We start from the raw sequence: 25549 nt of genomic DNA, 5'->3' as shown, positions 1-25549 counted from the left end.
GCGAGGTCGGCTGGCCGGACAGGCCGTGCTTGCGCCCGCAAACAAGAACGATGTTCGGAGGAAACGACCATGACTGACGATCTCATCCGCCGCGGCCTCTCGCGCCGTGGGCTGCTCCAGACCACAGCCAGCCTCATCGGCGGCTCGATGTTGCCCGCGATGCCGGTCTTTGCCGAGGACAAGCCGGCGATCGGCTCGTATCCCGCCGGCGTTTCGGGTTCCACCGCCTTCATCGGAATCTCGGTCCCGCGCACCGGCACCTATGCCGTGCAGGGCGAGGACGAGCTCAAGGGCTACCAGCTCGCGATCGAGCACATCAACAGCGGCCACGACCTGATCAAGAAGATCTCGCCGAAGACACCAGCAAGGGCGTGCTCGGCAAGGAGCTGAAGTTCGGCGTCGCGGATTCCGCGGCCAAGCCGAACGAGGCGGTGCAGGCACAGCAACGCTTCATCAGCGAGAACAAGGCGATCATGATCACCGGCGGCACGTCGAGCGCCGTTGCGGTCGCGCTCAACAAGCTCGCGCAGCGCGAACACGTGCTGTTCGTGTGCGGCATTTCCGGCTCGAACGACACCACCGGCAAGGACTGCGTTCGCTACGGCTTCCGCCAGAACTTCTTCGGCCAGACCGCCGCCGCGGCGATCGGCCCGGTGATGGTGAGGGAGTTCGGCAAGAACAAGAAGGCCGCCTACCTGACGCCCGATTACACCTACGGCCACACCGTCACCAAGTCGATGCAGGACTTCCTCGCGACCGCGGGCTGGACGACGGTGACCAACCAGGTCGCACCGCTCGGCGCGCCCGACTATTCCTCATATCTGCTGAACGTCGCGAATTCCGGCGCCGACGTGCTCATCAATGTCAACTGGGGCCACGACGCGGTGCTGTCGACCCAGCAGGCCAAGCAGTTCGGCGTGCTCGACAAGATGAAGCTGGTCGTTCCCTACCAGGTGCCTTTCATCGCGCGCGAGACCGGCGGCCTGATGCAGGGCGTCTACGCCGCAACCGACTATTGGTGGACGATCGAGGACAAGTTCCCGCTCGCCAAGATGTTCAACGAGGCCTTCGAGAAGAAGTACGGCTACAAGCCCGAATGAGGCGCCGAGAACGCCTATGTCAGCTTCGCACACTGGGCCCACATGTGCGAGCAGGCCGGCAGCTTCAATCCGCCCGACGTGATCAAGGCCTACGAGAAGGGCGAGACGATCCCCTCCCTGGTCGGCGACGTGCATTACCGCCCCGAGGATCACCAATGCGTCCGCCCGGTGATCATCGTGAAGGGCAAGCAGCAGAAGGACATGAAGAACAAGGAAGACTGGTACGACGTCGTCGAGATCGTCCCCGGTGAAGGCCTGATGCAGAAGCCGGACGCGTTCGGCTGCCATCCCGGCGATTACAGCTGAGGCCGCGCTAACCCCTGTGACGCCGCGGGCTGCACTCTGGTCCTGCGGCGTCACCTTTTTCTGACGCGCACCATGGCGCGTCGCAACGGCGATTGTCGCATGATCAGTTGGCCCAACCTCGTCTCGCAGCTTTTCAACGGGCTCGCGCTCGGCGCCCTGCTCGCGCTGATCAGCTCCGGCCTGACCATCATCTACGGCACGCTCGGCGTGCTCAACCTCGCGCATGGCGCGATGTTCATGATCGGCGGCTATGCCGGCTTCGTCGCCTACCAGTACACGGAGTCCTTCATCATCGCCGTCATCGCGGGCTCGCTGTTCGTGATGCTGCTCGGCGTCGTGATGGAACGCGTCATCATCCGCCATTTCTATCATCGCCCGCACGAGGATCAGCTGCTCGTGACCTTCGGGCTCGGCATCTGTTTCGTCGAGCTCGTGCGCCTGATCTTCTCGAGCCAGTCGCAGCTGGTGCCGCCGCCGGCCTTGTTCCAGGGCATCACCAATCTCGGCTTCATGTTCTATCCGACCTACCGCCTCGTCGTCGTCGGCATCGTCGCGGTCGCCCTCGGCGCACTGTTCATCGTCCTGTACCGGACCCGGCTCGGCATGATCGTGCGCGCCGGCATCGAGGATTCGGTGATGGTCGATTCGCTCGGCATCAACGTCTACCGCGTCTTCATGGTCGTGTTCGGCATCGGCGCAATGGCCGCCGGATTTGCCGGCATCGTCAACGCGCCGGTGGTGTCGCCGACACCTGGCATCGGCGACGACATCCTGGTCCAGACCTTCGTGGTGGTGGTGATCGGCGGCGTCGGCTCGTTTCCGGGCGCGATCCTCGGCGGCCTGATCGCCGGCGAGATCATCAGCGTCACCTCCATGTTCAACCCCGGCTACGCCTATGTGATGCTGTTTGCGGCGATGACGCTCGTGCTCGTGGTGCGACCGCATGGCCTGCTCGGCGTCCAGGGCCGCGAGTAAGCGATTTCCTGATGCTCAAGCAACGCCCGTTCCTGATCGAGGCCCTGACCGCGATCGGTTTGATCGCAGCCCCGTTCGTGCTGCCTCATCTCGGCTTCGCCCCGAACACCGTGAACCGGATCCTGGTCTGGGGCCTGTTCGGTCTCGGCTTCGACATCCTGTTCGGATTCACCGGCCTGCTGTCGTTCGGCCAGTCCGCCTTCTACGGCACCGGCGGCTTTGTCGCGGCCTACCTCCTGACCCGCGCGGGCTTCGGCAACGTGCTGGGCGCGCTGATCATCGGCATGATCGCAGCGGCGGCGACCGGCTACCTGATCGGCCTGATCGCGCTGCGCCGCACCGGCATCTATTTCGCCATGATCACCGTGGCGATCGCAGAGGTGTTCTTCTTCGTCGAGTTCAATCCGCTCTCGGATTTCACCGGCGGCGAGAACGGCCTGCCGGGGGTACCGACGCCGAGCTTCAATCTCGGCTTTACCACCATCCACTTCACCAATGGCTGGTCGCTCTATCAGTTCATCGCGCTGTGCTACTTCATCGGCGTCATCATCGCGCTCAGGATCGTCCGCTCGCCTGTCGGCGCCATCTTCAGCGCGATCCGGGACAATCCGCTGCGCGCCACCGCCGTCGGCCACAACATCCACGGCTACAAGCTGACCGCCTTCGTGATCGCTGCGGCCTATGCGGGCTTCGCCGGCGGCCTGCTCGGCGTGCTCCAGGCATTCATGCCGCCCGACGCCTTCACCTTCGATACCTCGGGCCAGCTCGTGATGCAGACTGCCATCGGTGGCAGGGGTACGTTGTTCGGACCGCTGGTCGGCGCAACAGTTTGGCTCTTCCTTCAGGATTTCCTCCAGTCCGCGCTGGGCCTCGGGGCGGCCTGGAAGCTGGTGCTCGGCGTCGTGTTCGTGGTGCTGGTCTGCTTCCTGCGCGGCGGCATTGTGGGCGGACTTGTCGATCTCTACGGCCTCGTGTCCGGCAAGCGAGCGCGGAAGGCTGCGGAGACGGAGGAGGAGGCCGAGATCGAGACGCCACAGCAAGCTCCGCCGGCGCCGATGCAGGGCAAGGAGGTCGCGCATCCCGCCTATTCCGGGCCGATCCTGAAAGCCACCGGTCTGACCAAGCGCTATGGCGGTCTCGTCGCCAACAGCGACATCGATTTCAGCGTCAATCAGGGCGAGCTGCGCGGCATCATCGGCCCCAACGGCGCCGGCAAATCGACCTTCTTCAAGATGCTGACCTGCGAGATCGCACCGACCTCCGGCCAGATCGTGTTCGAGGGCCGCGACATCACGGGATTGAAGGTCACCGAAGTTTGCCAGCTCGGCCTCACCAAGAGCTACCAGGTCAACCAGCTCTTCACGGGCCTGACGGTGCGACAGAACCTGACGATCGCAGCGCTCGCCGAGCTGCGCGGCAAGTTCCGGCTCGACCTGTTCCGCAAGCTCTCGGGCGTGAAGGGCCTGACGGAGCAGGTGGCGCACACGCTTGCCCTGGTCAATTTGACCCGCCGCGCCGACACGCCGGTATCCGAGCTCGCCTATGGCGAGAAGCGCCGGCTGGAGATCGGGCTTGCGCTCGCCACCTCGCCGCGCCTGCTGCTGCTCGACGAGCCGCTCGCGGGCATGAGCCCGCGCGAGCGGGTCGAGACCGTCAAGCTGCTCAAATCGATCGCGCGCGGGCGCACCATGATCATCATTGACCACGACATGGATTCGCTGTTCGAGCTGGTCGAGCGCGTGACGGTGCTCCAGGAGGGCAAGGTGCTGCTGGACGGCACACCGGAGGAAATCAGGACCAACGCCGCGGTGCAGGAAGCCTATCTCGGCGGCGTTCACGGAGAGATCGCCACATGAGCCTGATCGAGGTCAATGGCCTGAACAGCTATTACGGGGACTCCCACATCCTGTTCGACGTCGCCATGCGCGTCGAGCGGCACGAGGTGGTGGCGCTGCTCGGGAGGAACGGCGCCGGCAAGAGCACGACGCTCAAGAGCCTGATGGGCGTCGTGACGCCCCGCAGCGGCAGCGTGAAGTTCGACGGCATCGATATCGCCGGACGCAAGAGTCACAGAATCGCGCAGGCCGGCATGCAGCTCGTGCACGAAGAGCGCCGGATCTTCGGCAGCTTGTCGGTGGAGGAGAACATCGTCCTCGCCGGGATCACCGCACCGAAGCGCTGGCCGCTTGAGCGCATCTACGAGATGTTTCCGCGGCTGAAGGAGCGGCGCAACAACCGCGGCACCGAGCTCTCCGGCGGCGAACAGCAGATGCTCGCGATCGCCCGGGCGCTGGTGCGCGATCCCAAGATCGTGCTGCTGGACGAGCCGTTCGAGGGGCTCGCGCCCGTCATCGTCCACGATCTGGTCAAGGCCTGCCGCGAGCTCGCGGCCGCCGGCCAGACCATCGTGCTGGTCGAGCAGAATCTGGCAGCGACGCTGGCGCTGGCGACGCGGATCTACATCATCAACAACGGCCACATCGTGCACGAGGGGCCGGCGCAAGAGCTCAAGGCCCAGCCGGAACTGCTGCAGCGATACCTTGGCGTCTAGCTCGAGTCCCCCTAAACTCCGGGATATCTGCTTTCGAGGGGGTAGCATGCCGCCTCGCCCCCGGAATGTCTCCTTGCGCCCAAAGCGGACACAGGGTCGCCTTTAGCCGAGGTGAGGTCTTGCCAAGCCGAACCGAACCTGAGGGGGGAGACGCTATGAGCGCGATCTGGCCGGAGATTCCCTTCGAGGCATGGCGCGAAACCTGTTCCGCGCTTCATCTGTATTGCCAGATTGTCGGCAAGTATCGGCTCGCGAGAACGCCATGGGTCAACCATTCCTGGCACGCGACCTTCTACGTGAATGCACGCGGGCTCACGACTTCGCTGATTCCAGACGCATCAGGTATCGAGATCGTCTTCGATCTCTCCCGTCACGTCCTGATCGGAGAAGCAGCTGATGGGCGCAGGGCGGAAATGCCGCTCGGGCGAATGTCCGTCGCCGAATTTCACGCCCGGTTCTGTGATTTGGTAGAACATCTCGGCGGAACACCAGAATTTGACGGTCGGCCCAGCGAGGTCCCGGATCCGATCCCGTTCACGGAGGACCGCCAAATCAGGCCCTATGACGCAGACGCCGTGACGCGGTTCTTCCGCGCCCTCGTCGCGATCAACGGAGTGTTTTATCGGTTTCGGACGGGATTCATCGGGAAGGTCAGTCCGGTCCATCTCTTCTGGGGCAGCTTCGATCTCGCGGTGACGCGCTTCTCTGGGCGTTCCGCTCCGCTTCACCCGGGTGGCGTCCCGGGTTTGCCGGACGTCGTGACGCGCGAGGCCTATAGCGATGAGGTCTCGTCCGCCGGCTTTTGGCCGGGCGGAGGTGGTACAGACTTTGCGGCCTTCTACTCCTATGCCTACCCCACCCCGAATGGCTTTGCTGACGGACAGGTCATGCCGGCAGGCGCATACTTCGATCGGAAGCTCGGCGAATATCTCCTGCCCTACGACCTTGTGCGAAAATCCAGCGAGCCAGAGGCCGCGCTCATGGCGTTTCTGCAAACCACCTATCAGGCAGCAGCTGATGTCGGACGCTGGGATCGTGCCGCGCTCGAATGTCCGATTGGCTCTCCCCTTCGACCCCGCCCGCTGAACAGGAACTGATGAAGGTTCGATGAAAGATCGCTGGCTCGCAGTTTCGGTGGAGCGAAGCTGCGCCAGTCGATTTCGAGTTTGTCTCGATGATGGGTTTCGCAACAGCTCTACCCGTCCTACGGTCTTGCTGCAGCGCTATTTCGATCAACTGCCGAGTGCCGCAATCATCCGCTTGGCGTGATCGGCGAGCACGGCCATGTCTTCCTTGCGCGTCTGCGCCGGCAGCAGCTCGATTCCGGCCCTGACCGGCATGACGTGCATGTGCAGGTGGAAGACCACCTGCCCGCTCGCCGGTTCACTGAACTGCTGCAGGATGATACCCTCCGCGTCGAACGCCTTCATCGCCGCAATCGCGATCCGTTTGCCGGTTCGGGCGACCGCGGCGAGATCGTCATCCGCGATGTCGAGGATGCCGCGCGCCGGCGCCCGGGGGATGACCAGCGTGTGTCCGGGCGAGCGCGGCATGATGTCGAGGAAGGCGAGGCTGCGGTCGTCCCTGAAAACCTCGAAGCAGGGAATCTCGCCGCGCAGGATCTTTGCGAAGACGTTCTGATCGTCGTAAGCCGCCATGGATCCCTCCCACGCTGCGAGGTGCGATCAGACGCGCTCCTTTCCGTTGACGCAAGCAATGCCGCCGATCTATCCACGATACCAGGCAGGATGGCTCCATTGGCGACAGGTTTCGATTCCGGACACAGCATCGAGAGTGCGCGGCGCGCGCTTGCGGCGCGGCTGCAATCGGCCGGCATCGAAGAGCCCGCCCTCGACGCGCGCCTGCTCGTCGGAGCCGCGCTGAGGCTTGATTTGACCGGCATCGTCACGCAGGCGGCGCGCCAGCTCACGCCCGAAGAGGCCGCGCGGCTCGAAGCCTATGCGCAGCGCCGGCTCGCGCATGAGCCGGTCGCCCGCATTCTCGGCGCGCGCGAATTCTGGGGCCTGCCGTTCCAACTGTCCGAAGCGACGCTGGTGCCGCGGCCGGACACCGAGACCGTGGTCGAACTGGCACTGGAAATCTTTCGGGAGGCCGCGATATCGGGGCCGCGCCCGCGAATCGCGGATATCGGCACTGGATCCGGCGCGATCCTGCTCGCGCTGCTGCACGAAATTCCCGATGCCTTCGGTGTCGGAACCGATCTCAGCCTCTCCGCGCTCGACACCGCGCGGAGCAATGCCGCAGCACTGGGCCTCGCCGACCGTTCCGGCTTCGTCGCCTGCTCCTATGCGGCGGCGCTGCGCGGCCCGTTCGATCTCATCGTGTCGAATCCGCCCTATATTCCCTCAGGGGAAATTCCGAAACTGAGCCTCGACGTGCGCGAGCACGATCCGCATCTGGCGCTCGACGGCGGCAATGACGGCTATGACGCCTACCGCGCCCTGATCCCGCAGGCGGCCGAGCGGCTCGCCCCCGGCGGGGCGTTGATCGTCGAGGCGGGGCAAGGGCAGGCCCGCGATATTGAAACCTTGATGACGGCTGCCGCGTTGTCTGTGGACAGGCCGCCCAAGGCCGATTTGGCGGGCATCCCGCGGGCGGTTTCGGCCCGAAAAATGCCCCCATAAAAGCCGGATTGGGTTGCAAAAAACCTCTTGGAATATCCCTTGGGAACGACTACGTTCCGGTCAACACATCGGTGCCGGCCCCGTAGACCTACGGGCAAAAGCCGGGCTCTCGGGCGAGAGCTTTACTGATTTAAAGGTTCCAAGCCGCAGGTCCTGTTGAGCGCGATGGCCATTGGAGCTGCGCTGCTCTCCGACCGCAAAGTGAACGAAAGCCTGATATTGCGCTTGAAGACTTACGCAACAAAGCTGGGCTTGTTTCGGCAGGCGATATGAATGGGTTCGCTGGCAATGGATGCTGGCGGGTGGGGAACGCGTCTTTGTTGAACGCGACGGTCGACGGACATCGGCAGGGTTCAAGCCGCTCTTGCGCGCGGTGCGCATGAGAGATGTGAACCGCTGTCATCAGGTCACTCCGAGCAATCAGTAATGCGTGCAACCTTTAGGGCTGGAATTAAAGGCAGGACATGAGAAACGGTCAGAACAAGCAGCGGATGCGCAACCGCAATAACAATAATAACAACAACAACAACAACCGGCGCGGCCAGAACCCGATGACCCGGGTTTACGAATCGAACGGACCCGACATCAAGATCCGCGGCACGGCTTCGCACATCGCTGAAAAATATCTTCAGCTCGCGCGCGATGCGCGCTCTTCCGGCGACCCGGTCGCCGCCGAGAACTACTACCAGCACGCCGAGCATTATTTCCGCCTGATCGCCGCGGCCCAGGAACAGTTCCGCCAGAACCAGCAGCCGCGCGGCGACGAGCCCGTAAGCAACAGCGGCGACGACAGCGAGGACGACGGCGAGAATTTCTCGAATTTCGGCCAGGAGCCGGGCTTCGTCCCGCAGCCGCCGCAGCAGCAACAGCCCTTCATGCGCGACCGCGACGGCCAGCGCGATCACCAGCGTGATCATCAGCCGCGTGACGGCCAGCAGCCCTATCAGCGCGACAACCAGCAGCCCCGCGAACATCGCGAACGCGACCATCGTGCGCAGCCGCAATATCAGCCGCAGCCGCTGCCGCTGAACCAGCCGCAGCCCGTCGTTGCCGACGCCGGCAGCGTCGATCGCCTGCCCTCCTTCATCACCGGCGCACAGCCGCAAGTGAATAGTGCCGCGAATGGCGGTCAGGCCGGCCTGGAAGGCGGCGGTGGCGGCGAACGCTTTCCGCGGCGGCGCCGCCGGCCGCACGGCCCGCGCCCCGAGCGCGAGGCGGCTCCGGCCGGCTCCAGCGACGAAGTCGCCTCCGGCGAGTAAGCTTCTTCTGATCTGCAATCGTCCCGGCCTCGCGCCGGGACGATTTGTTTTCAAGTGCGCGTCACCGTCGAGGACGGCACCAGCACCGGCTTCAACGAGGGAATCAGCCGCGCGCGCTCGCGCTTGGCGGGGATCGCGCGATAGACCTGCTTGGTCGCCTCGACTATGTGCACGCCGGCAAAAGGCAACGACAGCGCCGCGCCCGCACGCTCCCACACCTGCGCCGATTTCAGCACCCAGCCGCCGGCATAGGGCGGCATGAACAACGCCTCGCCCCAGGCGGTCGGCGTGAACCAGGTCTGGCGCAACAGGTCGGTGATCTGCGAACGCGAATAGGGCCGGCCGTGACCGAACGGCGTGCTGTCGGTGCGGGTCCAGACCCCGCGCCGGTTCGGGATCACCGCGATCACGCGGCCGGAGGGCGACAGCACCCGCCACACCTCGCGCAAGAGCGCGGCCGGGTCGTCCGACATCTCCAGCGCATGAACCAGCAGGATCCGGTCGACCGCGGCGTCAGGAAGCGGCAGCGAGAATTCATCGACCAGCGAGGCCAGCGCTGGCCGGCCCGTCGGCCATTTCAAGACGCCCTGCGCCGACGGCATGAAGGCGATGCAGCGCTCCGCGTCCTCGCGGAACAGGCCGAGATAGGGCGTGGGATAGCCGATGCCGAGCACACGCTGGCCCGCGGCGGTCGGCCAGCGCTCCCTGATGCCGCGATTGATCATTTGCCGCGCCACAATCCCGAGGCGACGGGAGTAGAACTCGCGGAGGTCGACGACATCAATGGTCATGACGGCAATGTAACATGCACGAGGCGGCTCCCGCCCGCGGAATATTGCATTGCCTGCGCAACGTTAACGCCATATTTGTCTGCGGGGCTGAGCGCGATGGAGATGACATGGCCGCCGAAATTCGTACTTTCACCTGTTTAAACGACAATTTCGGTTATCTGATCCACGATGTGGAAACCAAGGCGACGGCGTCGATCGACGCGCCGGAGGCCGGCCCCATCCTGAAGGCGCTTGAGCGCGAGGGCTGGCAGCTCACCGACATCCTGATCACCCATCATCATGGCGATCATGTCGGCGGGGTCGCCGAACTCAAGCAGAAATACAATTGCCGCGTCGTCGCGCCGCATGACAAGACGACGAAGATCGCCAACGTCGACCTGCGCGTCGCTAATGCCGACATCGTCAAGGTCGGCAGCTTGCTGGGGCGCGTACTGGAGACGCCGGGCCACACGCTCGACCACATCTCCTACGTGTTCGACAACGAGAAGACGCTGTTCGCGGCCGACACGCTGTTCTCGATCGGCTGCGGCCGCGTGTTCGAAGGCGACTACCCGATGATGTGGGACTCGCTTCTGAAGCTGCGGGCGCTGCCTGACGACTTCAAGCTCTATTGTGGGCACGAATACACCGCGTCCAACGTCAAGTTCGCGCTCACCATCGACCCCGACAATGTGGCGCTCCAGGCACGCGCGGCGGAAGTGGCGAAGCTGCGGGCCGAGAATAGGCCAACCATTCCATCACTGCTTGGTGACGAGAAGCGAGCAAACGTGTTCCTGCGTGCTGATGAACCGTCGGTCGCAACCAGGCTACACATGAAGGGCGCGGACGCTGCCGCGGTGTTTGGCGAATTGCGCGAGCGCAAGAACAAATCCTGAAGAAGAAATCCTGACGGGGATCGATGCCGACCGCAGCCGAGATCATCGCACGCCTCGAACTCCGCCCGCATCCCGAAGGCGGCCACTACCGCGAGACGTTTCGCGACCAGACCACGGACCCTAACGGCCGGTCGCGCTCGACCCTCATTTATTTCCTGCTCGCGCGCGGCGAACGTTCGCATTGGCATCGCATCGACGCCGTGGAGATCTGGCACTACTACGCCGGCAGCCCGCTGACGCTGCGCATCGCGCATGAAGGCTGCTCGCAACACGAGGTCCGGCTCGGCACGGACCTTGTGAGCGGCGAGCGGCCGCAGGGAATCGTGCCGGCGAATGCCTGGCAGATGGCGGAGAGCATGGGGGAGTGGACGCTGGTCGGTTGCAGCGTGGCGCCCGCATTCGAGTTCGCAAAATTCGAGCTCGCGCCGAAGGGCTGGGAGCCGTAAGGCGCACTGTCATTCCGGGGCGCCGCATGGCGGCGAACCCGAGAACGACGGTCACCGCTTCCGCAGCACCATATCCTTCGCCGCGATCAGGCCGCCGCCGGCGATCAGAATCGCGGCGAGAGCGATGTTGGCGCTGGCCTTTGCAAAACCGGCGGCGATGAGGAATCCGGTCGAGAGCAGCGGCGTCGCATAGGATGCGGCGCCGAGTACGCGGATGTCGCCGCGCTTCATGCCGATGTCCCAGGCGTAGAACGCAGCGCCGACGGGGCCGATGCCGAGAGCGGCCACGGAGAGCCATTGCAGCGTCGTCTCCGGCCACACCGTGGTTTCAAGCAGACCATGCATCAGCGCGGCAAGCGCGGCGGTGGCAAGGCAAAAGCCCGCGACCGCATCGGTCGGCACCGCCTTCAATCGCCGCGACAGCACCGAATAGGCCGCCCAGACGAACGCCGCGATGAACGCCGCAATCAATCCCGGCAGCTGGCCCGGCGCGAAGCCGGAGGTGCTCCCGGCGAACAGCAGCACGGTGCCGACTAGGCCGAGCACGGCACCAATGATGTGATGCACGGCAAGCCGCTCGCCCGGCAGGAACGACGAGAACAGCACGATCAGGAGCGGCCACATGTAGTTCAAAAGACCGGCTTCGGCCGGCGGCGCAAAGCGCAGCGCCAGGAAATACAGTGCGTGATAGCCGAACAGGCCACCGACGCCGACGACCCATACGACCAGCGGCTGACGCAAGCTCCTCGCCGCATCGCCGCGGCCGACCCATGTGAGGAGGCCGACGAGACCGCCGATCGCGAACGTCATGGCGGCGAGCTGGAACGCCGGAATCTTTCCGGTCGCCACCGTCATCACGGAAAGCAGCGACCACATCAGGATCGCGGTCAATCCGATCAGTGTGGCTGTGCGCGGGGTCATCGATCGAAAGGCCCTGAGGACGATGATGCCCGGCACGAGGCCGAGCATTTCGTCTTCACTATCGCCTTGTCGCGCCTGAATCTACAGGCTTGACGCCCTATCAGGCGTGATACTGGCCGCCATTGATGGTCAGCGTCGAGCCGGTGATGAAGCCGGCCTCGTCGGCGGCGAGGAACACCACCGCGCGCGCGATCTCCTCGGGTTCGCCGAGACGATTGACCGGGATCTGCGGGATCACGTTCTTTTCCAGCACGTCCTTCGGCACCGCCTGCACCATCTCGGTGTTGATGTAGCCCGGTGCGATCGCGTTGACGGTGATGCCGCCCTTGGCGTTCTCGATCGCGAGCGCCTTGGTGAAGCCGATGTCGCCGGCCTTTGCTGCGGAATAGTTGACCTGGCCGAATTGCCCCTTCTGGCCGTTGATCGACGAGATCGAGATGACGCGGCCGAACTTGCGCGCCCGCATGCCTTCGATCACCTGGCGCGTCATGTTGAACAGCGACCCAAGATTGGTGTTGATCACGGCGTTCCACTGCTCAAGCGTCATCTTGTGGAAGGCGGTGTCCCGGGTGATGCCGGCGTTGTTGACGAGCACGTCGACGGGGCCGAGCTCGGCCTCGACCTTCTTCACGCCTTCGGCGCAGGCATCGAAATTGCTGACGTCCCATTTGTAGACGGCGATGCCGGTCTCGGCCTTGAACTTCTCCGCCGCCGCATCATTGCCGGCATAGCTCGCCGCGACCTTGTAGCCGGCCGCCTTCAGCGCCTTGCTGATCGCAGCTCCGATGCCCCGCGTACCACCCGTCACCAGTGCAACACGTGCCATATCGTATTCCTTCCCTTGGACTCTGCGGACGTTTCTGAGTGATCGTTTTAGATGCGGATTATGCGGTTGGTTTGACGGACATCAAGAACAAAACGCCCGGCGTCGAGCCGGGCGTTTGTATTTAGTCGAGGCTGGCGCTGTTGCGAAGAATATTTGATTTGCAACCGCCGCCTTTTTAGTCGCGTGCGATGCACTCATCTATGTGTGCAGCGCACGCGCTAGTGACACGTAAGTTAGATGTCAGCTTCAGTCGCGCGCCAGGCACATCGCGATACCCATGCCGCCGCCGATGCACAGCGTGGCGAGACCCTTCTTCGAGTCGCGCTTCTGCATTTCGTGCAGCAGCGTCACCAGCACGCGTGCGCCGGAAGCGCCGACCGGATGGCCGATCGCGATCGCACCGCCGTTGACGTTGACCCTGGAGGTATCCCAGCCGAGGTCCTTGTTGACGGCGCAGGCCTGCGCCGCGAAGGCCTCGTTGGCCTCGATCAGGTCGAGATCGCCGACGCTCCAGCCGGCCTTCTTCAGCGCGGCGCGCGAGGCCGGGATCGGGCCCGAGCCCATGATCTTCGGATCGACGCCGGCCTGCGCCCAGGACACGATGCGCGCGAGCGGCTTCTTGCCTTCCTTGGCCGCCTGCTTGGCGGTCATCAGCACAACGGCAGCGGCGCCGTCGTTGATGCCGGAGGCCGAACCCGCGGTGACCGTGCCTTCCTTCTCGAAGGCGGGCTTGAGCTTCGCCATCCCGTCGAGCGTTGCGCCATGACGCGGATATTCGTCGGCGCTGACGACGATGTCGCCCTTGCGGGTTTTGATGGTGACGGGAACGATCTCGTCGTTGAACTTGCCGGCCTTCTGCGCCGCCTCGGCCTTCTGCTGCGAGTGGACCGCGAACTCGTCCTGCTGGGCGCGGGTAATCTGCCACTGGCGCGCGACGTTCTCGGCCGTATTCCCCATGTGATAGCCGTTGAAGGCATCCCACAGGCCGTCCTTGATCATGGTGTCGACGAACTCGACCGGGCCCATCTTGACGCCGCCGCGCAGATACTGGGCGTGCGGAGCCATGCTCATGGATTCCTGGCCGCCGGCGACCACGATCTCGGAATCGCCGTTGAGCAGCGCCTGGTAGCCCAACGCGACGGTGCGCAGGCCCGAGCCGCAAAGCTGGTTGACGCCCCAGGCCGGGCTCTCCACCGGAATGCCGGCGGCAATCGAGGCCTGGCGGGCCGGGTTCTGACCCTGAGCCGCGGTCAGGATCTGACCCATGATGACTTCGGAGACCCGGCCAGGCTCGATGCCACCACGCTCCAGCGCGGCCTTGATGGCGATGGCGCCGAGGTCATGGGCGGGAAGGGTCGCGAACGCTCCGTTGAAGCTTCCGACCGGGGTGCGGGCGGCGCTGACGATGACGACATCGTCTGACATGGGCATCTCCTGGTGTTGAAAGGGGGCAGGCGGGGCTGGGGAAACGGCTCGCCAGTCTCGAATGGCATCCTGTTAACGTCGTTGAGGCATGTCAATCGGCCGGCGACCGAATTCATGCCGCAACGCATTCAAAATAGCGTTCTTGGCGCTTTCGCAAGCACGTTTTTGCTGCCCGATTAACCGTGGCGCACAAAACGGTAGCGTGACCCCTTTGAAAATGCTTATTTTGTTGCGTTGCGTACTCTTCCCGCCCTGCGGCATTATCCGCCGGGTTCCCGTTCTCCGCGCTTGCAAGTGAGAGCCCATGGCGAAATCAGACCAACCCACCACCATCAAGAAATACGCGAACCGCCGGCTCTATAACACCGGAACGAGCACCTACGTGACGCTCGAAGACCTCGCCGCCATGGTCAAGGACGGAGAGGATTTCCTGGTCTACGACGCCAAGACCGGCGACGACATCACCCGCTCCGTGCTCGCCCAGATCATCTTCGAGCAGGAGAACAAGGCCGGCCAGAACCTGCTGCCGACCACCTTCCTGCGCCAGCTCATCCGCTTCTACGGCGACAGCATGCAGATGGTGGTGCCGAAATATCTGGAGCAGTCGATCGCGACGCTGACCCAGGAGCAGGAGAAGTTCCGCAAGCAGATCGCCAACTCGCTCTCCGGCACTCCTTTTGCTCCGTTGGAAGAACAGGTCCGCCGCAACATGGAGCTGTTCCAGCAGACCTTCTCGATGTTCAAGCCGTTTGCCCCCAACGCGGGCCGTCCGGCGACCAGCCCCGAACCGGAGGCCGACGCAAGCGCCGCGGCGCCGACGGACAGCAGCAACATCGACGACCTGCGTCAGCAGATGAAGGACATGCAGGAACGCCTCGAGCGGATGTCGAAGAAGGACGAGTAGGGATTTCGTTCGCGCCGGCGCGTCCACCTGCGGCGGGCGCGCGGGCCGCCGGTTCATAGCAGCGCGACTTGCGCGCTGTCGTCCCGGCCAGGCCGGAGCCGCCATGTCCGACCGCAGCACCCACTGGGACAACGTCTACGCCACCAAGGGCGAGGCCGAGGTAAGCTGGTTTCAGGACAGCCCGGCGATCTCGCTGGAGATGATCGGCTCGGCCTGTCCTGACCATGGCGCCGCCATCATCGACATCGGCGGCGGTGCTTCGCGGCTGGTGGACGCTCTCCTGCGGGACGGATACCGCGACCTCGCCGTGCTCGATCTCTCCGCCAACGCGCTTGAAGCAGCGAAGAAACGAATCGGCCGCGCCGCTTCAGCAGTCGACTGGATCGTTGCCGACGCCACGACATGGCGGCCGGGGCGCAGCTACAACCTCTGGCACGATCGCGCGGCATTTCACTTCCTGACCGATCCGCGCGACAGGGCCGCTTACGTCGAGCGCCTGCGGTCGGCAATTGCGCCCGGCGGCCACGTCGTCATCGCGACATTTGCGCTTGATGGCCCGGAGAAATGCAGCGGCCTGCCGGTGCAGCGGCACGACAGCGCGAGCCTTGCTGCGGAGCTTGGGCCGGAGTTCGAACTGGTCGAGACGCGGAGCGAGACGCATCACACGCCGTGGAAGTCGACCCAGGCGTTTCAGTTCAGCCGGTTTAAGCGACGCGGCTAGGACGCCGGAAAGCGCGGATCAAGCCGCCAGCTTCACCGCATGCGCAAAGTCCCAATAGAGCTTGCGCGCTTTGGTGTAGAGCGGGCCCGGCTTCAGCTCGCGATCGTCGATGCGGATGACGGGGGCGACCTTGGCGAAATTGCCGGTCGAGAAAATCTCGTCGGCAGCGAGAAAGTCGGCATAGCGCAGCGTCTTCTCGACCACGGTAACGCCGTCGCCGCGCAGCAGGCTGATGACGCGCTGGCGCGTGATGCCGTTCAGGAACGTGCCGTTCGGGACCGGCGTGTAGACCACGCCGTCCTTAGCCATGAACACGTTGGAATTGCCGAACTCCGCGACATTGCCGAGCATGTCGAGCATCAGCGCGTTCTGGAAGCCGCGCCCGGCGGCTTCCGCGAGCGCCCGCGAATTGTTCGGATAGAGACAGGCGGCCTTGGCCTCGACCGGCGCACATTCGGCCGTAGGCCTGCGGAACGGCGACAGCGTGATGGCGTTGCCGACGGGTTTCGGCATCGGCGCCTCGTAGATGCACAGGCACCAATTGGTCGTCTCGGGGTCGAACAGCACGCCGCCGCCCGAACCGTTCTGCGCCCAGTACATCGGGCGGACGTACAGCTCGGCATTCGCGGCGAAGCGCGCGATGCCTTCGTGTGCGAGCGAAAGCCAGGTGCCGGTATCGACCACCGGCTTCAGGCCAAAATTGATCGCGGACTGGTTGGCGCGGGCGACGTGACGGTCGAGGTCGGGCGCGACGCCCTCGAACGCGCGCGCACCGTCGAACACGACCGAGCCGAGCCAGGCCGCATGCGTGCGCGGGCCCATGATCGGCACGTTACCGTCGTGCCATTTGCCCTCGAAGAAGGTCCAGCTCGGCGAATATTCGATCGGTTTCTTGATCTCGGCCATAACCGGCCTCCCTTGGACATACCCGGGCACTATTGTCCCAATGTCTAAGAGTCTGTCCGGAACGATTACCTTGGATTGCATAGCTTTCGCAGCATGAGTCGGATGGAGGCCAGCTTGAGAAAGGCGAGCGCCCTGTGATTGAAGCATTCCCAATCTTTGGACAGTCTTCGGCATCGCCCGAGCCAGGCAAAGGTACGCTCGACGATCCAGCGTTTGGGCAAGACGACGAAACGGTGAGCCTGATCGGAGCGTTTGACGATTTCGAGGTTCACGCGCTTCAGAGCGCTACGCAGCCCCTTCTGGAAATGTGGCCCTTGATATCCGCCGTCGGCGTAGAGCTTCAGAAGAAAGGGATAGAGGCCGAACAACGTTGCCATCAGGAGCACGCCGCCGTCGCGATCCTGGATGTCCGCCGCATGCACGATGGCGTGCATCAAGAGGCCTTGCGTGTCGACGAGAATGTGCCGCTTCTTGCCCTTGATCTTCTTGCCCGCGTCGTAGCCATGGAGATCATGAGGCCCCCTTTTTCAGCGCTTTTCACGCTCTGGCTATCGATGATGGCGGCGGTGGGAGAAGCCTCGCGCTCGGCCCTTTCGCGACATTCGACATAGAGGGCGTGATGAATTTTATCGAGCGTGCCGTTCCAGCTCCACAGATCGAAGTAGCCATACAGCGTCGAGCGCGGCGGCAGGTCCTTGGGGATCGCGCGCCACTGGCAACCTGTGCTCAGGATGTACATCAGCCCGTTGGCAATCTCGCGCAGGTCCACCGTACGCTTGTTGCCGCCGCGCTTGGCCGGCGGGATGCGAGGCGCGATCAGCGCCCACTCCTCGTCGGTCAAGTCGCTCGGATAGCGCAGGCGGCTGCGGTCGTAGCGTGCACGGTTCTCGGTAGTCCACATTGGCGGCGCGTCCCCATCGAATCAGGCCGCTCACCTTGAATCACAACCGATTCATTCGACTCAACATGTTTTGGAACAGACACTAAGAGCCTGACTCAAAATTGCATTGCTGTTTTTATCGCTGCGATGCGCCTTGTCATGAGTTGGACAGAGGCGAGGAAGAGCCAGGCAGTTGCGCTTTCGATGGTTCGCTCGAAGTCCTTGGCCAATCTGCGGTTGCGGCCGAGCCAGGCGAAGGTTCGTTCGACCACCCAGCGGCGCGGAAGCACCTCGAAGCCCTGTGCGGCATCGGAGCGCTTGATGATCTCGACAGTCCACCGGCCGATCTTTTCCAGCACCGCCTTGAGCTTTTCGCCGGCATAGCCGCCATCGGCGAAGATATGGCGCAGCCAGGGGAAGCGGTAGCGAATGCTGCACAGGACATCTGGCGTGCCGTCACGATCCTGGACGTCGGCAGCGTGAACGATCGCTCCGACCAGGAGCCCTTGGGTGTCGGTGACGATGTGGCGCTTTCGACCCTTGATCTTCTTTCCCGCGTCGTAGCCGCGAGGGCCGCCACTTTCCGTGGTCTTGACCGATTGGCTGTCGATCACGCCGGCCGTCGGCGAGGCCTCCCGGCCGATCGCCTCGCGCGCCAGCATCAGGAGTGCGTGGTTGATCGATTGCCACAATCCGCTGTCGCGCCATTGGTAGAAATAGTACTGCACCGTGGTCATTGGTGGAAACAGAGTGGGCGGCAGCATGCGCCACGGCAATCCGCCGCGCAGCAGATAGAGTACTGCCTCGACGATGTCGCGATAGCTCCATTTCGGGCGCCGCCCGCGCTTGGCCCGCACAGGAAGCAACCTCTCCAGCACGCCCCATTCCGCATCCGTCAAGTCGCTTGGCAAACGCAGCTCCTCTCGGGCAAACTGTGCCCGGGTGATATCAGTCCACATTCTCGATCCCTTTGATGCTTCGCAACACCGATGGAATCAGAACTCGCTGATATCACTCAACTTATTTTTCGGTCGGACACTAATACGACTGAGTCACAAAACCGCAGGCTTTATCCGGCCGGAATCAGCGATGGTTGAAGCATGGACCATCAGCCGAGGAGGCTACATGAGCGGGCGTGGCACCAAGACCAGTGAGATGCGATTTGCGACGTATTTGGAAGGGCTTGCCAGCGTCATCGGTCATGCTGATCGGAAGGCACCGCTGCGCGACTATTGCGTCGGCCTCATGGCCTGTGGCGGTCGTAAGAGCGTGGAGCCAATGGCGGCGATGACGGCTCCGGAACGGACGGCCGCCCAACATCAATCGCTGCTGCATTTCGTCGGCAGCGGCGCCTGGTCGGATGAGAAGGTGCTGGGCAAGGTACGAGAGATGGTCCTGCCGGCGATCGAACGCCAGGGCCCGATCGAAGCTTGGATCATCGATGACACCGGATTTCCCAAGCAGGGGCGACATTCGGTTGGAGTTGCACGGCAATATTGCGGGCAGCTCGGCAAGCAGGATAATTGCCAGGTGGCGGTGTCATTATCGATTGCCAATCACCACGCCAGCCTGCCTGTTGCCTACCGCCTTTATCTTCCGAAGGAATGGACTGAGGATTGCGATCGGCGGCGCAAGGTGGGCATTCCTGCCGAAGTCGGCTTCCGGACCAAGCCGGAGATCGCGCTGGAGCAGTTGCGGTGGGCCTGTGCGACCGGCCTTCCGCGTGGTGTCGTGCTGATGGACGCGGGCTATGGCAACAACAGCGATCTGCGCACGGAGATCACGGCGCTGGGATTGACCTATGTGGCGGGTCTTCTGTCGAGCACAACGGTATGGGCGCCCGGCACCGGTCCCTTGCCGCCGAAGCCATGGTCGGGCCGCGGCCGTCCCCCGAAACTGATGCGCCGCAACCGTCAGCGTCGGCCGGCCGCCGTTAAAGCGCTCGCGATCGGCCTGCCGGCCAAAGCTTGGCGCACCATCACGTGGCGGCAAGGAACGAACGAAAAGCTGAGCTCGCGCTTTGCCCGCGTGCGGGTCCGTGCCGCGCACCGTGATTATTGGCAAACCACCCAGCGGTTGGAGGAATGGTTGCTGATCGAATGGCCGAAAGGCGAGGACCAGCCTACCAAATACTGGCTCTCGACATTGCCGGAGGATGTGGCATTCCGGACTCTCGTAGAGACGGCTAAATTGCGCTGGCGCATCGAACGCGACTATCAGGAACTCAAGCAGGAGGTCGGGCTTGGCCACTTCGAGGGACGCGGCTGGCGCGGCTTTCATCATCACGCAACGATGTGCATTGCAGCCTTCGGATTCCTGATCTCCGAGCGGGAGGCGTTTCCCCCCTCAGGCGCTCGGCGCGCCCGGCCGATCCCGCTCGCTCGCGTTTCCGCGGATTACAGACCCCGCGGTTCTGCCGCTACGGACCCAACGTCACATTCCAAATTCGATCACGACGATGCGACGGCGACTCGAACAAGGGCTGGTCCGAACGTTGTCGAGATGTCCTTGTTGTGCAATCAAGTTCGCCCATTTCACAGACCACCGTTTGTGACGCAGTAAGACTAAGAGTCTGTCCGGAAAGATTACCTTGGATTGCATAGCTTTCGCAGCATGAGTCGGATGGAGGCCAGCTTGAGAAAGGCGAGCGCCCTGTGATTGAAGCATTCCCAATCTTTGGACAGTCTTCGGCATCGCCCGAGCCAGGCAAAGGCACGCTCGACGATCCAGCGTTTGGGCAAGACGACGAAACGGTGAGCCTGATCGGAGCGTTTGACGATTTCGAGGTTCACGCGCTTCAGAGCGCTACGCAGCCCCTTCTGGAAATGTGGCCCTTGATATCCGCCGTCGGCGTAGAGCTTCAGAAGAAAGGGATAGAGGCCGAACAACGTTGCCATCAGGAGCACGCCGCCGTCGCGATCCTGGATGTCCGCCGCATGCACGATGGCGTGCATCAAGAGGCCTTGCGTGTCGACGAGAATGTGCCGCTTCTTGCCCTTGATCTTCTTGCCCGCGTCGTAGCCATGGAGATCATGAGGCCCCCTTTTTCAGCGCTTTTCACGCTCTGGCTATCGATGATGGCGGCGGTGGGAGAAGCCTCGCGCTCGGCCCTTTCGCGACATTCGACATAGAGGGCGTGATGAATTTTATCGAGCGTGCCGTTCCAGCTCCACAGATCGAAGTAGCCATACAGCGTCGAGCGCGGCGGCAGGTCCTTGGGGATCGCGCGCCACTGGCAACCTGTGCTCAGGATGTACATCAGCCCGTTGGCAATCTCGCGCAGGTCCACCGTACGCTTGTTGCCGCCGCGCTTGGCCGGCGGGATGCGAGGCGCGATCAGCGCCCACTCCTCGTCGGTCAAGTCGCTCGGATAGCGCAGGCGGCTGCGGTCGTAGCGTGCACGGTTCTCGGTAGTCCACATTGGCGGCGCGTCCCCATCGAATCAGGCCGCTCAATTCATTCGACTCAACATGTTTTGGAACAGACACTAAATGATTCCCTGCTGGGATATGGTGCGTTACCCTCTCCGACAAGAGGAAGGATCCATGCCGCTCGATCCGCTTGCAAGGCGTTTGTTGACCATGATGGCTGCGACCGTTCCGCAGGGGCGGAGCCGGCCGAGCGTGGAGGCGCGGCGGCAGTCGCTGGCCAAGCTGATGCAGTTTGCGCGCACTGATGCGCCGGATGTGACCACCGCCGACGGCACGCTTCCGGGTCCCGGCGGCGAGCTGCCCTATCGCCTTTATTCGCCCGCGTCTGCCGGCGACCGCGCGCCGGGCTTCGTGTTCTTTCATGGCGGCGGGCTCGTGGCCGGCAGCATTGCGACGCATGACCGCATCGCGGCGGCGCTGGCGCATGTGACCGGCTGTCGCCTCGTCTCGGTCGATTACCGGCTCGCACCCGAGCACAAATTTCCTGCTGCGGTCATTGATGCGATCGCGGCCACGGAGTGGGTCGCGCGGCAAGCCTCGTCGTTGGGCATCGACGCCGAACGTCTGGTGGTCGGTGGCGATTCCGCCGGCGCCACGCTCGCTGCGATCGTGTGCCAGGAAGCGATGCAGACCGCCGGCCTCTCGATCGTCGCGCAATGCCTGATCTGCCCGGTGCTGGATTTCGAGGAGATCTCGCCTTCGCGCGAGGCATTCGCCGAAGGCCATCTGATCGATCGCGCCACCATCGAAGCTGATCTCGCCGATTATCTGCCTGATGGCATCGACACCGCCGATCCTCGTATCTCGCCCTTGCGCGCGACGCGGCTTGCGGGCCTGCCGACCGCGATCATCCACACCGCCGAATTCGATCCGATGCGCGACGAGGGCAATGCCTATGCGCGCAAGCTGCTCGCCGCGGGCGTCGCGGTCGAGCACGTCTGCCATGACGGCATGGTCCACAATTTCCATGCCATGGGCGCGATCCTGCCGCAGGCGCAGCTCGTGCTGTCGCAGATCGGCGAACAGGTTCGGCGGGCGGTGGAGAAATGAGGCGCTTTCTTACCCTCTCCCCCTGTGGGAGAGGGTGGATCGCCGCGTAGCGGCGCTTCGCGCCACCTTCTCCCGCAAGGGGAGAAGGGAAGAAAGCATCACGCGCGCGCGCCGAGCACGGCCCGCGCCGCCACGACATATTCCAGCCAATGCGCATCCGCATAGCGTTCGGCCTGCCGTGCGCAGCTGACGTCAGGGGCATGGGCGGCGGCAATCGTGCGCGCGAATCGCTCTTCGGCGACCGTCACGTCGCCAGGCTCGGCCGACGGTACGCTAGCCGCCGCCGCGGTCGGAGCGACAGCGAGGCCCGCCAGACCAGTGAGCAGGATGCGGCGTGACGTGTTCATGGCTGTGTCCTTCCAATGTCCGGCCCGCACTCCGGCCGGCGCGTCTGTCAGTGCGATCACGGCAGGGTAGCCGCGCACATCCGTGCCGTCCATCGCTTACGGATACCGCTTGACCACCCGAGCGATCACGTTCCATCCAACAACGGTTCCGTCATCAAATCGCCACGCGTCGGATTGTCACGTGGCCCATCACAGCCCATCGCATCGCCAGGCTTCGCGTGCTGTCGCGATGGGACTGCTTTGTCTGACGATCTCGGCAGGCACTGCCTTCGCTGCCGACGATGAGGACGACGCGCCTGCAAAGCCCGATGTCCCCAACATCTACCTCGATCTTCGCACGATCTATGCGACGATCCCCGCCGGCACGCTCGGGCTCGGCTTCGGCAACACATCATTGTCGGCCGCATTCGAAGCGCTGGCGGTACGCAGAGGCACGACGCTGCCGAGCGGCTTGCCGGCGGCATCCGCAAGCGCGTGATGAGCGCGCAGGTCTTTGCCGACAAGGTTCAGTTCGGCCTCACCGTGAGCATCGGCATGGCGGAAGCCACCGTCAGCATGTCCCGCATCGACGCGCTGATGGGCGCGGCCGATCATGCGCTCTACCAGGCCAAGGCCGAAGGCCGCAATTGCTGCATCGCCTGGGCGCCCCCGCCGCCTGCAAGCAAGGCGGCGGAGTGATCGAAGGATGCGGCGTCTACTCCGGCACCGGCACGTCGAACGTGTTGAGCGTGACCGAGACCATGCAATAGACGCCGACGAGATAGGACAGCTCGGCCGCGCCGTGCTCGCCGAACTCCTTCACCGCGGCGCGCCAGGTCAATTCCGGCAGCACGCCGCCGCTGACCAATGCGGACGCCACGTCGTAGGCGACGGCCTCCTGCTTGGTGAGATCCACCGGCCGCTGGCCCGCGACGATGGTCGCGAGCTTCTCGTCGGAGAGGCCGCGCTGCTCGGCAACAAGCACATGAGCATAGAGCTCGTAACCGGAGCGGAAATGCGAACCGGTGACGAGGATCGCGACCTCGCGCACCGGGGCCGGCAGCAGCGGGTTCGATGCGATTGCCTTGACCAGCTCCCACACCGGCTTGCCGAAACGCGGCTCGCGGATCCAGGGATTCCACGGCCCCAGCAGCGCGCCGTCATCGCGCATGTTCACGAACCCCTTGAAGTGGTCCTTGATGCCGGCTCGCATGTCGTCATAGAGCGGCTTCTGTTCGGCGCTCAGGTCTTTCGGATCGAGAATGGGAAGGCGCACGGCGGGATCTCCTCGTTGAGAAGCGGAGACGGTCGCCCGCATGCGCGCGCATCGCAAGTGAAGTTGCCGTGACGATCGTGCCATTTTGGAAGTGGCAGGGAGACGTCGGCTATGATGCCTCGGGGCTTGGTACGATCTGTGGATTTGCGACGTCGTCGACGTCGAGCGTCAGCGGCTCGCCCGTCGTGAGGAACGACGACAGGGCCGCCTCGAACGGCGCAGGATCGAGGCCGCGCCCCTTCAGCCATTCGGGCTCGTAATAGGTCTGCCGGTAGCGCTCGCCGGAATCGCAGATCAGCGTCACCAGCGATCCCGTCAAGTTCGCCTGTCGCATCTCCGAGGCGAGGCGGCACAGTGCCAGGAAGTTGGTGCCGGTGGAGCCTCCGACCGCGCGGCGCAGCCGGCGCGACAGCACGTTCATCGCCGCGATCGTTGCCGCATCCGGGATCTTCATCATGCGGTCGACCACGCCGGGGACGAAGGAGGGTTCGCAGCGTGGCCGGCCGACGCCCTCGATCAGCGATGGGCGTTCGCAAACGTGGGAGCGGTCCTGCGTGCGGAAGCAGTCGAAGAAGGCGGAATGCTCGACGTCGGCGACGCACAGCCGTGTCGGATACTGGCGATAGCGCAAGTACCGTCCGATGGTGGCCGAGGTGCCGCCGGTGCCCGCGCCCATCACGATCCAGTCGGGAATCGGACGCGGCTCACCCTGCAATTGCGTGAAGATCGATTCGGCGATGTTGTTGTTGCCGCGCCAGTCGGTGGCGCGCTCGGCAAAGGTGAACTGGTCCATGTAATGGCCGTTCAGCCGGGCGGCGAGCGCGGCGGCCTCCGCGTAGAGCGCGCGGCCGTCGTCGATCAGATGGCAATTGCCGCCATAATGCTCGATCGCGGCGATCTTCTCCGCCGAGGTCGTGCGCGGCATCACGGCGTAGAAGGGCACGCCGATCATCTGCGCGAAATAGGCTTCCGACACCGCCGTCGATCCCGACGAGGCCTCGACCACAGGCGTGCCTTCGCGGATGTGGCCGTTGCAGAGCGCGTAGAGGAACAGCGAGCGCGCAAGGCGGTGCTTCAGGCTGCCGGTCGGATGCGTGGACTCATCCTTCAGATAGATGTCGATGCCTGATAGCGCCGGCACGATCAGCCGTATCAGATGCGTGTCGGCCGTGCGGCACTGGTCGGCCTCGATCGCGGCGACGGCCTCGTCCACCCAACCGCGCCGATAGGCCGGCCCGGCCGGATTGAGGTGGCGGAAGGGGAATGTCTGCATCGAACGAATCTCCCATGATGCGGATCGCGCATCAATAGCAGCTGCTCAAAACTCCAGCGGCGCGTTGTCGACGACCTCCTTCATCACGAAGAAGGTGCGGGTCTGGCGCACGCCGGGCAGCGCGATCAGCTGTTCGCCGTGGATGCGGTTGAAATCCTCCATGTCGCCGACGCGGATCTTGAGGAAATAGTCGAAGTCGCCGGCGACGAGGTGGCAGTCGAGCACGCATTTCAGCCTGGTGATCGCCTGCTCGAAGGTGGCAAAACTCTCCGGGGTCGAGCGGTCGAGCACGACGCCGACCATCACCAGTGTGCCCTTCGCCACCTTCTTCGGCGCGACCATGGCGCGAACCGCGGCGATGAAGCCATCCTCGAACAGGCGCTGGGTGCGGCGATGGCAGGTGGCGGGGCTGATGGCGACGGTTTCGGCCAGCTCAGCGTTACTCAGCCGGCCGTTATTTTGCAGCAATCTCAACATTTTAAGGTCAGTGCGATCGAGTCGGGCAGCCATGGAAGAAGCTTTCGGTATTTGGCTTTGATTCGGAAGAACCTAGATTTCGTGGACGCTATACTGCAAGCTTTGCGACAGTTGCTGCGCAATATTTGAAAGCACATTTGCCCACGGCAGTGCTAGGCGCTTGAGCCAATTCAACGCCAATCGGG

25 protein-coding genes and 3 pseudogenes are annotated in these 25549 nt (G+C 63.9%); 15 read left to right on the top strand and 13 right to left on the bottom strand.

Annotated features, from left to right (window positions below):
• Positions 1-69 precede the first annotated feature (69 nt).
• The 5 genes and pseudogenes from HAP41_RS02530 to HAP41_RS02510 all read left to right on the top strand — a co-directional run bounded on the left by HAP41_RS02530 (position 70) and on the right by HAP41_RS02510 (position 6029).
• Positions 70-1406: pseudogene (locus tag HAP41_RS02530) on the top strand (substrate-binding protein).
• 99 nt (positions 1407-1505) lie between these two features.
• A complete protein-coding gene (locus HAP41_RS02525) occupies positions 1506-2381 on the top strand; it encodes a branched-chain amino acid ABC transporter permease (RefSeq protein ID WP_166060527.1) in 876 nt (291 codons plus the stop codon).
• Positions 2382-2392: 11 nt separating this feature from the next.
• Positions 2393-4237, top strand: a complete 1845-nt coding sequence (locus tag HAP41_RS02520) for a branched-chain amino acid ABC transporter ATP-binding protein/permease (RefSeq protein WP_166060567.1) — start codon at positions 2393-2395, stop codon at positions 4235-4237.
• Positions 4234-4932 (top strand): ABC transporter ATP-binding protein, encoded by a 699-nt coding sequence (locus HAP41_RS02515; protein WP_028149500.1) that lies wholly within the window; start codon positions 4234-4236, stop codon positions 4930-4932. Before HAP41_RS02520 ends, HAP41_RS02515 begins: the two co-directional genes overlap by 4 nt.
• A gap of 155 nt (positions 4933-5087) precedes the next feature.
• On the top strand, positions 5088-6029 hold the full coding sequence (locus HAP41_RS02510) for a DUF5996 family protein (RefSeq protein ID WP_166060599.1): 942 nt from the start codon (positions 5088-5090) through the stop codon (positions 6027-6029).
• Between the two features lie 135 nt (positions 6030-6164).
• Here HAP41_RS02510 and HAP41_RS02505 read toward each other — a convergent pair whose 3' ends face one another.
• Positions 6165-6590 (bottom strand): HIT family protein, encoded by a 426-nt coding sequence (locus tag HAP41_RS02505; protein WP_166060617.1) that lies wholly within the window; start codon positions 6588-6590, stop codon positions 6165-6167.
• Between the two features lie 90 nt (positions 6591-6680).
• Here HAP41_RS02505 and prmC point away from each other — a divergent pair, with 90 nt between their 5' ends.
• Complete coding sequence (gene prmC, locus HAP41_RS02500) at positions 6681-7577, top strand: peptide chain release factor N(5)-glutamine methyltransferase (RefSeq protein WP_175617952.1); 897 nt, start codon at positions 6681-6683, stop codon at positions 7575-7577.
• A gap of 464 nt (positions 7578-8041) precedes the next feature.
• Complete coding sequence (locus HAP41_RS02495) at positions 8042-8836, top strand: DUF4167 domain-containing protein (RefSeq protein WP_166060648.1); 795 nt, start codon at positions 8042-8044, stop codon at positions 8834-8836.
• Between the two features lie 50 nt (positions 8837-8886).
• On the opposite strand, the gene HAP41_RS02490 is transcribed toward HAP41_RS02495, so the two are convergent.
• Positions 8887-9627: a class I SAM-dependent methyltransferase gene (locus HAP41_RS02490; protein WP_038943294.1), complete on the bottom strand. Its 741-nt coding sequence runs from the start codon at positions 9625-9627 to the stop codon at positions 8887-8889.
• Between the two features lie 107 nt (positions 9628-9734).
• Between HAP41_RS02490 and gloB the strand changes: the two genes are divergently transcribed.
• Entirely contained in the window at positions 9735-10502 is a 768-nt protein-coding gene (gloB, locus tag HAP41_RS02485) for a hydroxyacylglutathione hydrolase (RefSeq protein WP_166060678.1), read from the top strand.
• Between the two features lie 23 nt (positions 10503-10525).
• Complete coding sequence (locus tag HAP41_RS02480) at positions 10526-10948, top strand: cupin domain-containing protein (protein WP_166060720.1); 423 nt, start codon at positions 10526-10528, stop codon at positions 10946-10948.
• Between the two features lie 51 nt (positions 10949-10999).
• On the opposite strand, the gene yddG is transcribed toward HAP41_RS02480, so the two are convergent.
• The 3 genes from yddG to HAP41_RS02465 all read right to left on the bottom strand — a co-directional run bounded on the left by yddG (position 11000) and on the right by HAP41_RS02465 (position 14120).
• Positions 11000-11869, bottom strand: coding sequence for an aromatic amino acid exporter YddG (yddG, locus tag HAP41_RS02475; RefSeq protein ID WP_166105281.1), 870 nt, complete (start codon positions 11867-11869; stop codon positions 11000-11002).
• 100 nt (positions 11870-11969) lie between these two features.
• Positions 11970-12695, bottom strand: coding sequence for an acetoacetyl-CoA reductase (phbB, locus tag HAP41_RS02470; protein WP_028149509.1), 726 nt, complete (start codon positions 12693-12695; stop codon positions 11970-11972).
• Positions 12696-12941: 246 nt separating this feature from the next.
• A complete protein-coding gene (locus tag HAP41_RS02465) occupies positions 12942-14120 on the bottom strand; it encodes an acetyl-CoA C-acetyltransferase (RefSeq protein WP_071908506.1) in 1179 nt (392 codons plus the stop codon).
• Between the two features lie 304 nt (positions 14121-14424).
• On the opposite strand from HAP41_RS02465, the gene phaR reads away from it, so the two are divergent.
• Together phaR and HAP41_RS02455 are read left to right on the top strand one after the other, a co-directional pair.
• The gene (gene phaR / locus HAP41_RS02460; RefSeq protein ID WP_063980558.1) at positions 14425-15024 is read left to right on the top strand and encodes a polyhydroxyalkanoate synthesis repressor PhaR; all 600 of its coding nucleotides are present in this window, start codon (positions 14425-14427) and stop codon (positions 15022-15024) included.
• A gap of 103 nt (positions 15025-15127) precedes the next feature.
• Complete coding sequence (locus HAP41_RS02455; protein ID WP_166060757.1) at positions 15128-15745, top strand: class I SAM-dependent methyltransferase; 618 nt, start codon at positions 15128-15130, stop codon at positions 15743-15745.
• Between the two features lie 18 nt (positions 15746-15763).
• Here the strand turns inward: HAP41_RS02455 and HAP41_RS02450 are convergent, their stop codons facing one another.
• The 3 genes and pseudogenes from HAP41_RS02450 to HAP41_RS02440 form a co-directional block, all read right to left on the bottom strand.
• Positions 15764-16651 (bottom strand): branched-chain amino acid aminotransferase, encoded by an 888-nt coding sequence (locus HAP41_RS02450; protein ID WP_028159599.1) that lies wholly within the window; start codon positions 16649-16651, stop codon positions 15764-15766.
• A gap of 65 nt (positions 16652-16716) precedes the next feature.
• Positions 16717-17552 (bottom strand): annotated as a pseudogene (locus HAP41_RS02445) (IS5 family transposase).
• Between the two features lie 95 nt (positions 17553-17647).
• Positions 17648-18490, bottom strand: a complete 843-nt coding sequence (locus tag HAP41_RS02440; protein ID WP_166060442.1) for an IS5 family transposase — start codon at positions 18488-18490, stop codon at positions 17648-17650.
• 166 nt (positions 18491-18656) lie between these two features.
• On the opposite strand from HAP41_RS02440, the gene HAP41_RS02435 reads away from it, so the two are divergent.
• A complete protein-coding gene (locus HAP41_RS02435; protein WP_166105276.1) occupies positions 18657-20093 on the top strand; it encodes an IS701 family transposase in 1437 nt (478 codons plus the stop codon).
• A gap of 23 nt (positions 20094-20116) precedes the next feature.
• Here HAP41_RS02435 and HAP41_RS02430 read toward each other — a convergent pair.
• Positions 20117-20952: pseudogene (locus HAP41_RS02430) on the bottom strand (IS5 family transposase).
• A 124-nt stretch (positions 20953-21076) separates the two neighbouring features.
• Between HAP41_RS02430 and HAP41_RS02425 the strand changes: the two are divergent.
• Positions 21077-22012: an alpha/beta hydrolase gene (locus HAP41_RS02425; RefSeq protein WP_166060807.1), complete on the top strand. Its 936-nt coding sequence runs from the start codon at positions 21077-21079 to the stop codon at positions 22010-22012.
• A 98-nt stretch (positions 22013-22110) separates the two neighbouring features.
• Here HAP41_RS02425 and HAP41_RS02420 read toward each other — a convergent pair whose 3' ends face one another.
• A complete protein-coding gene (locus HAP41_RS02420) occupies positions 22111-22359 on the bottom strand; it encodes a hypothetical protein (protein ID WP_063986016.1) in 249 nt (82 codons plus the stop codon).
• Between the two features lie 181 nt (positions 22360-22540).
• Between HAP41_RS02420 and HAP41_RS02415 the strand changes: the two genes are divergently transcribed.
• Both HAP41_RS02415 and HAP41_RS02410 read left to right on the top strand, forming a co-directional pair.
• Positions 22541-22837 (top strand): hypothetical protein, encoded by a 297-nt coding sequence (locus HAP41_RS02415; protein WP_224580534.1) that lies wholly within the window; start codon positions 22541-22543, stop codon positions 22835-22837.
• A complete protein-coding gene (locus tag HAP41_RS02410; protein WP_248577173.1) occupies positions 22837-23037 on the top strand; it encodes a diguanylate cyclase domain-containing protein in 201 nt (66 codons plus the stop codon). The genes HAP41_RS02415 and HAP41_RS02410 overlap by 1 nt, the downstream gene beginning before the upstream one ends.
• A gap of 16 nt (positions 23038-23053) precedes the next feature.
• On the opposite strand, the gene HAP41_RS02405 is transcribed toward HAP41_RS02410, so the two are convergent.
• The 3 genes from HAP41_RS02405 to HAP41_RS02395 all read right to left on the bottom strand — a co-directional run bounded on the left by HAP41_RS02405 (position 23054) and on the right by HAP41_RS02395 (position 25397).
• Positions 23054-23614 carry a carboxymuconolactone decarboxylase family protein gene (locus HAP41_RS02405; RefSeq protein ID WP_166060847.1) on the bottom strand — a complete coding sequence of 187 codons (561 nt, stop codon included), beginning with the start codon at positions 23612-23614 and terminating at the stop codon, positions 23054-23056.
• A gap of 109 nt (positions 23615-23723) precedes the next feature.
• On the bottom strand, positions 23724-24887 hold the full coding sequence (locus HAP41_RS02400) for a PLP-dependent cysteine synthase family protein (protein WP_166060884.1): 1164 nt from the start codon (positions 24885-24887) through the stop codon (positions 23724-23726).
• A 45-nt stretch (positions 24888-24932) separates the two neighbouring features.
• Positions 24933-25397 carry an Lrp/AsnC family transcriptional regulator gene (locus HAP41_RS02395; protein WP_038943290.1) on the bottom strand — a complete coding sequence of 155 codons (465 nt, stop codon included), beginning with the start codon at positions 25395-25397 and terminating at the stop codon, positions 24933-24935.
• Positions 25398-25549: the final 152 nt, after the last annotated feature.

Source organism: Bradyrhizobium barranii subsp. apii (assembly GCF_011516635.5).
Lineage (GTDB): Bacteria > Pseudomonadota > Alphaproteobacteria > Rhizobiales > Xanthobacteraceae > Bradyrhizobium > Bradyrhizobium barranii.
Note: the sequence above shows the minus strand (reverse complement) of the source record. Positions and strands in the feature narration are given on the sequence as shown.

Bases quoted from the DNA above. Each gene is read 5' to 3' on its own strand.
- HAP41_RS02525 (WP_166060527.1), top strand. From the start codon at position 1,506: ATGATCAGTTGGCCCAACCTCGTCTCGCAGCTTTTCAACGGGCTCGCG.
- HAP41_RS02520 (WP_166060567.1), top strand. From the start codon at position 2,393: ATGCTCAAGCAACGCCCGTTCCTGATCGAGGCCCTGACCGCGATCGGT.
- HAP41_RS02515 (WP_028149500.1), top strand. From the start codon at position 4,234: ATGAGCCTGATCGAGGTCAATGGCCTGAACAGCTATTACGGGGACTCC.
- HAP41_RS02510 (WP_166060599.1), top strand. From the start codon at position 5,088: ATGAGCGCGATCTGGCCGGAGATTCCCTTCGAGGCATGGCGCGAAACC.
- HAP41_RS02505 (WP_166060617.1), bottom strand. From the start codon at position 6,590: ATGGCGGCTTACGACGATCAGAACGTCTTCGCAAAGATCCTGCGCGGC.
- prmC (WP_175617952.1), top strand. From the start codon at position 6,681: ATGGCTCCATTGGCGACAGGTTTCGATTCCGGACACAGCATCGAGAGT.
- HAP41_RS02495 (WP_166060648.1), top strand. From the start codon at position 8,042: ATGAGAAACGGTCAGAACAAGCAGCGGATGCGCAACCGCAATAACAAT.
- HAP41_RS02490 (WP_038943294.1), bottom strand. From the start codon at position 9,627: ATGACCATTGATGTCGTCGACCTCCGCGAGTTCTACTCCCGTCGCCTC.
- gloB (WP_166060678.1), top strand. From the start codon at position 9,735: ATGGCCGCCGAAATTCGTACTTTCACCTGTTTAAACGACAATTTCGGT.
- HAP41_RS02480 (WP_166060720.1), top strand. From the start codon at position 10,526: ATGCCGACCGCAGCCGAGATCATCGCACGCCTCGAACTCCGCCCGCAT.
- yddG (WP_166105281.1), bottom strand. From the start codon at position 11,869: ATGACCCCGCGCACAGCCACACTGATCGGATTGACCGCGATCCTGATG.
- phbB (WP_028149509.1), bottom strand. From the start codon at position 12,695: ATGGCACGTGTTGCACTGGTGACGGGTGGTACGCGGGGCATCGGAGCT.
- HAP41_RS02465 (WP_071908506.1), bottom strand. From the start codon at position 14,120: ATGTCAGACGATGTCGTCATCGTCAGCGCCGCCCGCACCCCGGTCGGA.
- phaR (WP_063980558.1), top strand. From the start codon at position 14,425: ATGGCGAAATCAGACCAACCCACCACCATCAAGAAATACGCGAACCGC.
- HAP41_RS02455 (WP_166060757.1), top strand. From the start codon at position 15,128: ATGTCCGACCGCAGCACCCACTGGGACAACGTCTACGCCACCAAGGGC.
- HAP41_RS02450 (WP_028159599.1), bottom strand. From the start codon at position 16,651: ATGGCCGAGATCAAGAAACCGATCGAATATTCGCCGAGCTGGACCTTC.
- HAP41_RS02440 (WP_166060442.1), bottom strand. From the start codon at position 18,490: ATGTGGACTGATATCACCCGGGCACAGTTTGCCCGAGAGGAGCTGCGT.
- HAP41_RS02435 (WP_166105276.1), top strand. From the start codon at position 18,657: ATGAGCGGGCGTGGCACCAAGACCAGTGAGATGCGATTTGCGACGTAT.
- HAP41_RS02425 (WP_166060807.1), top strand. From the start codon at position 21,077: ATGCCGCTCGATCCGCTTGCAAGGCGTTTGTTGACCATGATGGCTGCG.
- HAP41_RS02420 (WP_063986016.1), bottom strand. From the start codon at position 22,359: ATGAACACGTCACGCCGCATCCTGCTCACTGGTCTGGCGGGCCTCGCT.
- HAP41_RS02410 (WP_248577173.1), top strand. From the start codon at position 22,837: ATGAGCGCGCAGGTCTTTGCCGACAAGGTTCAGTTCGGCCTCACCGTG.
- HAP41_RS02400 (WP_166060884.1), bottom strand. From the start codon at position 24,887: ATGCAGACATTCCCCTTCCGCCACCTCAATCCGGCCGGGCCGGCCTAT.
- HAP41_RS02395 (WP_038943290.1), bottom strand. From the start codon at position 25,397: ATGGCTGCCCGACTCGATCGCACTGACCTTAAAATGTTGAGATTGCTG.